Here is an 11,839-nt window from a genome sequence, read left to right as displayed (position 1 = left end):
GTGTTTGAATGTTCAGATGGTTGTTAAGTATCGAGTACTAAAAATGGTCCTTTGACGCTCATTTGTTGGTCTTGTTCAGCCAGTTTACGTAATTGCTGCTCAGTGATAGTCGTGCCAGCTGGTAGCTTCTTTAAGACTTGTGAGAGAGGCATACGCCCACCAGAATTTTGCAATAGAGTAGCTATGTGCTCTGTGATATTCGAGGTTGTTTGATATGCTGATTTAGGTTCGTTTAATATATTACGTGCTGGCAAGGATGCTAGCCATAGTGCTACTTGGGCTTGATTAAAACCTAAAGAATGCCAAATCTCCTGCTGTTCACTAAAGAGGTCGTCTGCAGATTTTTTTGACGTTTTAAGTTGATCAACTAACTGGTTAAGTAGTGAGTTTTGACTCTCGTAGTTCATAACTATTCCTTGCTGTTAGTTTGCTCAGTTTGCTTTAAAACCCAAGCTTCGAGATCACTACGTTTAAACCTCCAAGCGTTCCCTACTCGGAACCCTGGTAGATCGTTACTAGCTGCCAATCGATAAATAGTACGCTCATTAACCTTCAGGTATTCAGCCACTTCTTTAATAGTTAGTACTTCACTGTCCATGACGAATAGCTCCTGATAATGTCGAAAGAGTACATTAAAATACAGTCTATACTAGCGACCAATCTTGTCAATGACTTACTCTGTTTTTTAAAATTAGGCAAGTCTTAGCATTGGTTATGATAAATAATCCAGTTAGACAAAAAATGCCTAAGACCTGATTAAACAGATCTCGGGCATATAGGAAAAAGTATGCTTTGATATTTAAGAAAATAACTAAGATTGATGCCTTAAGCTATCGGAAATAGAGTCAAATGCTAGGATAGATAACGCGAAAAAGCGTCTTGGAAGTCTTTGATGTCGTAGCCCTTACCTCGTACTTCATTACCGCGTAAGTCCTGAGCCCTGATATCCTTGGATGAAATTTTGAATCCACTCAGTTTTTTTGCAATTTGTCGTAGCGTAATTGCCTTGCCCTCATTATATGTTGACCAACTCATTTCCGGATCTCGACGTAACTCAGTTAATAAATCTCTACTTAAGAGTCTGTTCGTTTGAGTTAAGCTAAAAACGGTTTTAATATCAGATAATAGCTGCTCATTTGAGCTGGGTACATCGCTATCACTACCTGATATCTCCATGCATGATTTATGAGCTTTTTCTAACCACTCCTCACCCAATAACATAGCTATTTTAAAGAGTATCTGCCAATTATCCTGCGCACGATCGTTGATCGTAATAGGCAGCACTGGCTTAGCATCTTTTACTGCTTGTAGGTTATCATCAGACCACCTAGCAAGCTGCGAACGGATTTTGTCAGTGACATCTTCAGGTAGATCGCGAACTCGGTCTTTTGTCTCATTTTTCATTTTGCGACGCAAAGTTAGCGATATTGAACGATCTATCAATGTATCAGGAATTCTACCGATACCTGATATTGCCTTAGCTCCAAAAACATTAAATGGTACGGGTTCATTATCATCACCGACGCAGCGTATGATATACGGGTTATCGCGGCTATGCCCTGCATTTAATACGCCTCGTATGCCCTCGTTATCATTGATAAACGTGTCAATCTCATCAATAAATAACGTAGGCTTGTAACTTTCAATAGAGCGAAATAGAGCAGATTTTGTGATATTTGATGTTGATAACGACTTTTTGCTCAAACGGCTCATTAATGTTAAAAGCGTGGATTTACCGCAGCGTTTTTCAGGCGCATTAATCCAAGCAATGGGTGAAATGTGAGCTGCTGGTATAAGCCATGTCATTACTATCCATAATGTGGCCGCCACTTTAACTGCTTCAGTACAGGCGATATGATCGCCTAGTATTTGATATATCTGATCAGCTACTATAGCTATATCAGTTATTGGCTCAGCATATGGCTTAGTATCAACAACTGAGCCTTTAGAAAACTCAGAAGCTACTTTATTTTTAGCTTTCTTGACTAGCTTGTCGAGTGACCGAACAGACATATTATTAAGAGATTTTGCGATTTCAGTTCGTTCTAGCTCATAGTCTAGTTCTGATAATGTTGCAAGCCTATCAATAGCATTTTGTGCTAAATCAGAGCTAATTTTTAGGTTTTGTTGTGGTAAAATAATCGATGATGGCTCGTCAATGTCATCTGTAGTGGTTTTCGAGAGCTGGTCATCCTGCAAGATGAGCAGCTTTTTTATTGGGTCAGCTGATTGCTTATCGGCTAACTCAGGAAGAGAGATATGATCATTCTTACTCATGATTATCTCTCCCCATCGTTAGAGGACGCAGAATGTTTCTCTATCCATTTGTTTATATCAGATAGACGCCAGAGGCTAGCTCCATCTATTTTGATGGGCGCTGGGAATCGATTCTGTCTAATCATCTTATAAATATGTTTGGATGAGAAACCTACGATACCTCGTTTGGCGCTTTTAGCAGTAACTGTTTTCTGGCGACCAGACTGGGTAGTATATGTTCGTGCCTTGATTTCGGGACAGTTAGCAAGGTCTGACATTCGTAGAAATTGTTCATTCGTTTTCATTATAGTTTACTCCGCAGCATGGTTATGGCCAGTAGTGGCTAGTGCTGTTGAGTAATGATAATCGACAAATTTAACAAATAGTATAGTTATGCGCGCATAATAAATTTTATGATAAATTACCTTTTGCAGCTTCACTTATCAACTTATAAACATATTCATAAGTAGGTTTCTCATCTGTATCTATGTATTCTTTAATATACCTCGCAGTTTCAGCATATTTTTTAAAACCCTGCTCCTTCATTATTGCAAGATACTCTTTTTTCTTCTGTTGTCTATACTCAGACTGTGGAGCCCATCTAGCTTCAGATGCTATAGTGCCATTTAAGGAAGCCATTTTTTCGAAATAATCATTTCTATCGTAACCAATTTGCACAGCACTGCCAGCAAAAAGATACATTGCAAAGTCATGGTAATTTAAACACAATTCGTATGCAGTTGATTCATAAGCTATCAGAGCTATACTCTTAAAAATATATATTCTAAAAATCTCATCTAGCATAATCCCAACTCTTTTAATCTCTTCAATGGAATGAGGATTTAATATTTTATGAAAAATTTCACGTTTATTCTCAATATCATCTAAAGATTCATCAATTTTAATGAAGTTGCTTTCTATATATCGGTTCAAAGCATACTGATCTATATCAACATTATGTATCTCAGGGTCATAACCTTCTGAGTATTTTTTTATATTTTTAAAAAAATACTCATCATCAAATTCAAATTTCGTATCTACATAGTTTTTAGCAAACACTTCTACGCTATCTAAAAAGAAAATGTTATTTCTTTGCTTATGGATATGACATGTTTCATGCTCTAGGATTCGTCTAGCTATATCTATAGTTCTTGGCTTAGATATAGTCTGTTCTATAGCAGTATTTACGTTTTTAAAATTCTGCTTTGTTAAGAAGTTTTCAAAAGATTTTTTGTTTGAAGAGATGGTGGTTGATTGATTACTGGAGTTCATCGATTATGCCTATATAATAGTTAAGATTCATAGAAGATATTTATGAAAGTTATATAGTTTTCCTTACTAATCTTTTAATACTTTAAAAGTAAATTCGTTCTGTCTTAAATAAAATTTCTATATGTGATTGCGTGACAAAGCATGTAGAATTCTAGTAGCTGGTAAATTTATCAGAGACGTATAACTTTAATTTAATATTATTTTGACATGTAGGAAAGCTGTAATTAGTTTGATTTAATTTGTTTAACGATCTGTATTAATAGATCAGGCGACACACCTTGTGCTTGTAAGCTTTTTATTAAAACATCTTTATCATGCAAAGCTATATCGACCGCTTGCTCATCACGACTACGCATTTTTTTAGTAATTTCATCTGGCGTCATTAAGTCAAAATTAACAGCCTTGCCAGCTCGAAGGTCATCTAAATGATTTGCCCACTGATTCATCATCATTTGCCTTTCTGCTAGATGTGCAGATAAATCGTATCTCTTTTTGACACTAGACCGATTAAGATGGGCTAACTGTATTTCTATCACATCCTCACTGAACTTTAATTCATACAATCCCGTGCTGGCAAGCTGCCTAAATCCATGTCCAGTCATTTCAGGGTAGGGACTACCCGTATAGCCCATACGTTTCAGAGCTTGATTAAACCAAGCCTCACTATAAGGCTGATTCTTCGTGAAGTTATAAAATACGTAATTTGTTTTTTCTGTTAAAGGTCGCATACGCTCGATAATGGCCATTGCCTGCGGTGACAAGGGAATAATGTGATCTTGACGCATTTTCATTTTATGTGCTGGGATACGCCAGACATTTTTATGGTAGTCAATTTCTGACCATTCAAAAAATCGTAGTTCTTTCGTTCTAACAAAACAGAAGGTCATCAGCTGCATGCCAGCCACGGTTTGTTCATGGGCATTCGGATGATCTTCAACATATTTATCAATATTACGTAATAATTCGGAAAACTGATGCTGCTCGACCGCTTTCATACGCTTAGCCTGATGAGGTCTTAAAGCTTTATTACGACCATAAGCGACATTAATGACATCGTAGCTTAACGTATTAATAGCATATTCAAAAACTGAGCCAATTAGTTCAACACACTTACTTGTAGTATCGGCTGTCCATTTGCCTTGTTTTTCGAAGTGATTTTGAATTGCTAGACCTGTTTTGATGACGTCCTGTGCAGTGATAGAGGCAATAGGATAGTCACCGATATGGGGTGCAATATGCCTATTTAGATAGTTGTGAAGTTTTTGAATATTCTTCTTAGAGGTAGTGGTAGATTTTTCGTCAATATAGCTCTTAGCAATAATTTTAAATAAGTCCTTCTGCTCATAGTTATTTTTATCATTATTTTTATGTTCAGTAGGATCAATATTATCAGCCAGTAATGCTTGAGCTTTATCACGTACCAGCCGAGCCTCTTTTAGTGACACCTCTGGTTTAAATGTAGAGCCAATGATTTGCTTGGCAGATTTATAAATACCAATCTGATAAGTTTTTTGCTTTGGCTTAAGATCTTTAGGGGATTGATAGCGATAAGTCATCTGCCAAAATAGCGAGCCATTTGGATGTTGTATAAGATATAAATTGTTGCCATCACCATGGCGCGTGACTTTGGTGGGAGTGGACTGTTTGGCAATGGCTTTCACACCAGCGTCAGTTAATCGGTAGTCTTGTCTTCTCGTCATGGCTTATACCTAAAGGCGCTTGGAGGTTTAACAACAACCTCACTGCATAATTAACAACAGAAAATGACGTTGCATATTATTTAACAACTAATTTAACAACATTGTAGAGGTACTAGCAGGTAATAACAAGTAATCAATAAAGACAACTATGTATATGTATAAGGGGTTTGGAGGGTTTGAGGTAATGCGAGGTTATGTCTAAATACAATGATTGGTGCGCCCACAGGGACTCGAACCCCGATCGATCGCTTAGGAGGCAACTGCTCTATCCTGTTGAGCTATAGGCGCGTGGTGGAGTGCTATTGTAAAAAAAAGGTCTGACAAAAGCAATGCGTAATCATCAAGCAGCGAGCCTTAGACTTATTTACCATTGCTAAGCGCGTCGGATACATCTACCGAAAGCTCGCCGGTTGCTTGTTTGGCGCGTGAACTTGGTTGAAATAAATTATCCATATCATTCTTATAACCGTCGATATTGGTATAATCATGCTGGCTTAAGATATCTTGTCCGGTACTTGAGAGCAAAAAGTTTCTAAAATTAATCGCCGCAGAGTTTTGCGTTAATACCACGCCATCTACCGCTTGCTCGCCTTGCAGGGCATAGCCAAAAGAACTCAGGCTACGGGTATTGGTATTATCGCTTTTGGCCTGAGCGTCCACTTCTGCATCAGTTTCATCTACGCCGTCTTCTGCTGTTTTATCTTGGGCGCTACTATCATTCAATTTGTTTTGGTTGTATTTGTCTTGAGCGGTTTTTAATTGTTCTTGCAAAGGCGCTAGGCGCTCTTGTGACAGTTTGCCATTCGCAATGATCAAATCGGTATTTATGAGAAAAGACGCACGCTCATCGTCGGTGCGATGACTGTCAGAAAAATCATTATCGGATAACGTTAGAAGGGCAGCCGAAGACACATAATTTGTCAATATTTGCATATTTGGGTAGCGTGCTTGAAAGCTTGCAATCACCGCATCTAAAGGTGCTTGCAGCCCATCTTCTGCTTGGATGTGCAAGGTGCTTTTCGCAATGGTATTTTCGTCATTATCCGCAGACGATGTATCATTGTTATTTGCCATAATTGGCAGAGGATCCATGTTTTTGCGGTTACTGGTCCATAACCAAGTAAAGATGGCGATAAAAATAATCAGCAGCAGTAAAATAAGCCCCGCTAATAGCAGCTTGTAATCTCTCATAAGTTACCGCTCTTTTCTTTGGTTAATGTGGTGAGTGATGGAATAAATGATAAATGGTAACAGATTTACTCTTGATGGTTTAGTACTTCGTCTACTAAATCTGCCAGCATATGAGCAAAGATGTCTGCGTCTTTTGCTACAGGGGCTGCCGTACTTGGCTCATTACTTTCTTGCTGGGTAGGATTATTTTCGTTATTACTGCTAGCATCATTAGATACTACTTGGTAGCTTGAAACAGGCGCGCTTTGTTTATCAGTCGCTTGAGCAGCTGCCATATTAGTAGACACTGCTTGCAAAGCTTGATGCGCGGCCAATGGCGATTCACCGGTGGTAAGTTTGTCTTTAAGCCATTTAAAACCGTGGGCTTCCCACCATGCTTCAAAGCGTGGTAACGTGCTGCCACGCACCGCTGCTGGCAAGTTTAAAGTACGAAGCTTTTGAGCCAATATCGGGTCGCTAATGGCTTGATGAATGCTAAGATAAAGACCACTGCTATCGTCAGTATAAGGCTGCCTGTTTTGCCATGACCTATCATCAATTTTCATGCGGGGCAATTCCCACAGCTCACCGCGGTAGTATACAACATATAACCGGCGTTTAGGATGAACGAAAATGGCATCAATGGGGCGCATGGGCATAGTATTCTGTTATCTCTTTGACAAAAAAGTTTAGGTAAAGGGTAGGGCGACATCTGTTGTCGCGTGCGCCCTTGCTTTATAGGTGACGTGCTGGTAAACCACCACGAACAATGGCACACTAATCAGCAGGTTGCGCACGTTATCAACTTTTCTCACTACCAACCGTTTTATTAATACTCATCGTTTATTATTAGCGACAGTTTTACTGCCAAACACAAGGCGTTATGCATGAATTGGTACTATAATATCTACTGTTTTTAATCGACATTATGCTAGCAGAAATGCAACAGACTAACGAGCAGCAAACATAGATTGATGAGTGTTGTCTGCCACGTTTCTTCTTCATAAAAAGTATGAAACCATACGCTATCATCAGCTTTGTGGTAAAAATCACAGGCTTGTCGTGTTGTTTTTAATACTCAATTTTTACTATTCCAGCTTTATTCATTCAAATAGATTACCTCATTTATGTTTACCATTATTCAGTCGCACCGCACCGAACATCTTGTTGAGCAGCTACTCACAGCTTATCAGTCTAAAAACCTGCCTATCTTTGCAGAGTTCATCGTTATCGTGCCATCGATGGTATTGGGCGATTGGTTGGACAAGTCGATTGCCAGTCAAGCAGGTATCAGTACTTTGGTGACCACCAAGTTTTGGGGACAGTATCAATGGACGTTGATGCAAAAGGTCTTGGCTGAACACAATGTCTGGCTTGAGGCCAATCAGAGAACGCAAGAGATTGTGACGGTGCCCGAAGTTGCGGTATTAACAGGGGCGGTGATGCAGTGGCGGCTATTTGGTTATTTTACCTATTATCAAGCGCAAATCATGGATGATGAGAAACATCCTCTGTATCCGCTGCTATCGGCGCTGCTTGATAAAGAAGCAGATCGTAGTCAGCAAGATATACGTCTATGGTCGCTGGCAACCGATTTTTCACGGGTATTTAGCCGTTATTTGACTCACCGTGAGGATTGGCTAAGCTTATGGTCTGCTAATAAAGCGGTCAATGTTGAGCTGCTTATCGCTGAAAAAGACAAGCTCACGATGGAGTTTGATAAATACGCAGGCAGTACGCCTGAGTGGTTGGTTGCGCATTATACTGAGCTTGAAGTCGCACAGCGGCATTTATGGCGGTTATTGTTTGCGTCGGTGTATGAGCATCGAGCCTCGATTGAGACGCGTTTTTGGCAAATTATGGAACAAGATAAAGCGGATAGTGGGGTAGATATACAAGCGATACTGCCAACACAGCTGCATATTTTTACCATTCAGCAATTACCGCAAAATGAGCTGAACTTCTTGCAGCGCTTATCCACTTACATGGATATCATCTTATTGCATTACAATCCATCGCAACTGTTTTGGGCGGATATTGTCGATAAGCAGTGGCTGCAGCGTCAGCAAGTGATTAACCCCGAAAGCGTGTTTTTTCGTGATTATGGACATACGCTATTGTCGCGTTTGGGCAAGCAGTCGCGTGAGACCTTTGCCATGCTGGCAAGCCTATCGGGTAACGAAGATAAAAATGGTTTTACGCTTGATTGGCAGGATAAGTTTGATGTAGGTGCCCCCGAAACTGATGTGCAAGCCGAGCGGCCGCTCAGTTTACTTGCGCATCTGCAACAAGATGTGCTTATGCTCGATGAAAGTGCAACGCAGCAAACGACTGCTGGGCGTCTAAGCGCTGCGCTCAGTACGCAACTGCAAGAATCTAAGAATGGCCTAAGTAATAACAGTAATACCGACTCATTATATAGCGATGAGCATTTAAGGGGTAAGCGCTACGAGCAGGCGCGCCAATGGCAATTGTCGCAATATGATAATAGCCTAAGCATTCATTCTTGCCATAATCTGCAACGCCAGCTTGAGATATTGCGCAGTATGATTGGACGCTGGTTAAATGAGCCAAACGAAGACGGCAGTATGCGCCATCTCTCAGATATCGTTGTGCTACTCCCCGACGTTGATCGTCATCATGAACTGATTAACTCGGTATTTGTGAATGGTGAGGGGCAAGATGGTCTGACGCTACCGGCCAAAGTCACGGGTGTCGTCGACAAATCCATTCGCCAGTTATGGGAAGCGATACGCGGCTTTTATGGATTATTGGGCAGTGAAAGCGCTCGTTTTGAAGCGGCTGAAGTTTTTGATTGGTTGATGCTGCCACCGCTATATGAAAGCCTCGGTTTAACGCATGAACAGATGAGCCGCGCCTGTGAGTTGCTAGAGCAAGCAGGGTTTGTGCGCGGTTTTGATGAAGCGCATTTGCAGCAAACCCTTGACGTCGATGACTATGATTATCGGTTTAGCTTTGTCCATGCGCTGGATAAAGTGGCGCTAGGCTTGGTCATGCCTGAAGCTGAGATTAGTGATTGCCTGTATCCTGATAATTGGCAAGATAATGCTTTAGCAGAAAAAACCGTGCCGATGTCAGCGATTGGTTTGGCAGATGCGGTGATTATTGAAGCCTTATGCCGTGTCTATAATGGCTTACATCATTGCCGTTACGAGTTTGAAGCCCGTTATAATGCCGAAAAATGGCTCAATAATATTGAGAATCATATCATTCATCCGTATTTTGGTGCACTTGATCAAACGCGGCCGATGCGCGCTATTTTTAACGCGATGAACGGCTTTAAAAGTAGCTTACGCGCCAACCGTCATTATCAGCGCTATCATAGCGAAAATGACAATCAATCATCTATGCTAGTAGACAATGGAGCATCAAATGACCTACAGGGTTCATTACAATTGGAAGCCAGCCAAGTAGAATCAAGGCTATCACAAGTCAGCAATCTGCCATTAAAGCTGAGCTTTATGCTCGATAGTATCGAGGATGAGTTAGAGAGCCAACAAGTCAGTGCCGAGCCAACAGGCGTGATTACCTTTGGGCGTTTTGGGGCGCTGCGTAATGTACCGTTTGGCTTGGTCGTGATGCTTAATATGGATTTGGCTGAGTTCCCCAACCGTGACCGCGATAACCGTTATGACTTGATGAAAGCTGGGCTGGCACGTCGCGGCGATCGATTTAGCGAAGATGATGATAATGGCGCGTTTTTGGATGCGCTGCTTTGTGCGCGCAACGCTTGCTGGATTTTTTATAATGGCCAGCGCTTGACCGATACCCATGATCACCTACCTGCCAATCCGGTGAGTGAGCTCTTACAATTTTTAAAAGGTGAAGTGCAATGGCAATGGGACCCATTAAAAGCTGAGCAGCTTAAAACGCAAGCGTTAATGACGGAAAATAGTGAAGAGTCAGCGTTGGCAATGCAAGTGCAGCGTTACCTGCCAAAACTTATCGAGCAATGGTTAGTGACGCGCCATCCAGCGCTGCCTTTTGCCGAAGAAGTGTTTGTGCAACCAGACGCGCTTAATGGATCATCTGATGCAAATAATTCAACATCCGATGAAGAGGATGGTGACGTTCTGATGGACTTGCTTACCCGCGCTATGCAAAAAGAAAAAGCCTACCAGCAAAGTACCAATGCGCCAGCCAAAGTATGGCACGAGGTGTTTGAGCGCTTAAGCTCTCAAGATGACGCTACTTTGCCCGCGCTTAAAGTTGAGCTACCGAGCGCCGAGGATTATGCCAATATTGCTCAGCGTCTTGACCTCAATAGCGCTTTGCATAAAGAACCTTTACCAAATATTGATGAGCGCTTTGAGATTAATCAAGTTGATATGCAGGCGCTATATTATCAAGTGCGTCACCCTGCCAAGCATTTTTTACGCGAGCAGCAAGTACATGTAGTCTTGCCTGAAGATGAGATGGCGCACCAAGAGCCTTTGTCATTATCAGGTCTAAGCGCTTATACCGTCAATACCCAGCTACTTGATGAATTGAATAAAGACCACGATGACACGGCTGTTAAGTCGCTTAGCAAACTGCTATACGATCCCGTCATGCCCGCTGGCGTGGCGCGGCAATCAACACTGCAGTATCAGCAGCTAAAATTGCAACAGCAATGCCAAGCGTTTGCCGAGCAGCTATCGTCATTAGGCATAGATGCTCAGAACAATGCCAGTCGTTTTTTGCTAACTCCTTGTGCAGAAACCATGACCACGGTTGCGACCCCAGATATAAATACGCACGGCAAATTACAAATTAAAGGCATGGTACCTGTTAAAGTGCCTGCCACTCATCATGACTTGGAGGAGGAGTCATCTTCGCCTGAGCTGTGGTTAAATCTTCTTCCCAATAGCGCGCGCAGCCAATATTTATTGCGTTTTTGGTTGGCGCATGTCTATTGGCAGGTTGCCCGCCGTACTACGCATGAGCAAGTAGCTGCTGGTGATGGTAGAAGTATTTGGCGCTTTAATAAAGGCAGCGATGAGTATAAAAAGTTTAAAGGTAAAACTACCTTTGAGCTTGCGCCGATCGCTTATAACAACGCCCTAACGGAACTGCTTAAATGGGTAAGGTTTGCCCACATGGCGGGCAAGATACCGATGACGGTGCTGCCAGTTCACGCGCTTACTTATGTAGATAAGCTCAATGAAGCCCGCGCAAAAGATACCGATTATCAGCCCAAGCGTAGTGACTTTGAAAGTTGGTTATGGCCAAGTTTTAACAGTGATACTATCTATGATACTTGCTCGCAGCATGAGCTATGGCAATACATTCTTTATAAACAAGATGTTTTTGCCAAGTTAAAAGACGCGCTGCAAGCATTGGCGTTGCCTTTATTTGGCACGATGGATGAATCTCTACAAGCGCTATAAAGTGGTTTGTTTTTAACAGTAAATAATAATGATGTTAATAGTACGATTTTG

General features: G+C 41.4%; 10 protein-coding genes and 1 tRNA gene. 1 reads left to right on the top strand and 10 read right to left on the bottom strand.

Translation table 11 applies throughout. The features are described from left to right. Positions 1–23: 23 nt before the first annotated feature. From IQ457_RS04575 to IQ457_RS13635, 10 genes are all read right to left on the bottom strand, one after another. Positions 24–407, bottom strand: coding sequence for a hypothetical protein (locus IQ457_RS04575; protein ID WP_200662249.1), 384 nt, complete (start codon positions 405–407; stop codon positions 24–26). 2 nt (positions 408–409) lie between these two features. Continuing rightward, a complete protein-coding gene (locus IQ457_RS04570) occupies positions 410–598 on the bottom strand; it encodes a helix-turn-helix domain-containing protein (RefSeq protein WP_200662248.1) in 189 nt (62 codons plus the stop codon). 254 nt (positions 599–852) lie between these two features. Then, positions 853–2,277, bottom strand: coding sequence for a DUF3631 domain-containing protein (locus tag IQ457_RS04565; protein ID WP_200662247.1), 1,425 nt, complete (start codon positions 2,275–2,277; stop codon positions 853–855). A gap of 2 nt (positions 2,278–2,279) precedes the next feature. Then, entirely contained in the window at positions 2,280–2,534 is a 255-nt protein-coding gene (locus tag IQ457_RS13720) for a helix-turn-helix transcriptional regulator (RefSeq protein ID WP_227685993.1), read from the bottom strand. Between the two features lie 133 nt (positions 2,535–2,667). Further along, entirely contained in the window at positions 2,668–3,528 is an 861-nt protein-coding gene (locus IQ457_RS04555; protein WP_200662246.1) for a hypothetical protein, read from the bottom strand. Between the two features lie 224 nt (positions 3,529–3,752). Continuing rightward, complete coding sequence (locus IQ457_RS04550) at positions 3,753–5,228, bottom strand: tyrosine-type recombinase/integrase (protein ID WP_200662245.1); 1,476 nt, start codon at positions 5,226–5,228, stop codon at positions 3,753–3,755. A 212-nt stretch (positions 5,229–5,440) separates the two neighbouring features. Then, positions 5,441–5,516: transfer RNA gene (locus IQ457_RS04545), tRNA-Arg, on the bottom strand. A gap of 72 nt (positions 5,517–5,588) precedes the next feature. Further along, complete coding sequence (locus IQ457_RS04540; protein WP_193030644.1) at positions 5,589–6,419, bottom strand: hypothetical protein; 831 nt, start codon at positions 6,417–6,419, stop codon at positions 5,589–5,591. Positions 6,420–6,484: 65 nt separating this feature from the next. Next, positions 6,485–7,057: a hypothetical protein gene (locus IQ457_RS04535; protein WP_200662244.1), complete on the bottom strand. Its 573-nt coding sequence runs from the start codon at positions 7,055–7,057 to the stop codon at positions 6,485–6,487. A gap of 30 nt (positions 7,058–7,087) precedes the next feature. Then, positions 7,088–7,213, bottom strand: coding sequence for a hypothetical protein (locus IQ457_RS13635; protein WP_274600266.1), 126 nt, complete (start codon positions 7,211–7,213; stop codon positions 7,088–7,090). Between the two features lie 312 nt (positions 7,214–7,525). Between IQ457_RS13635 and IQ457_RS04530 the strand changes: the two genes are divergently transcribed. Continuing rightward, positions 7,526–11,788 (top strand): exodeoxyribonuclease V subunit gamma, encoded by a 4,263-nt coding sequence (locus IQ457_RS04530; protein WP_200662243.1) that lies wholly within the window; start codon positions 7,526–7,528, stop codon positions 11,786–11,788. Positions 11,789–11,839: the final 51 nt, after the last annotated feature.

Origin of the sequence: Psychrobacter sp. M9-54-1 (genome assembly GCF_016613355.1) — a bacterium.
GTDB classification, from domain to species: Bacteria; Pseudomonadota; Gammaproteobacteria; order Pseudomonadales; family Moraxellaceae; genus Psychrobacter; species Psychrobacter faecalis.
The sequence above is the reverse complement of the archived record's forward strand: the minus strand, read 5'-3'. Positions and strand labels throughout refer to the sequence as shown.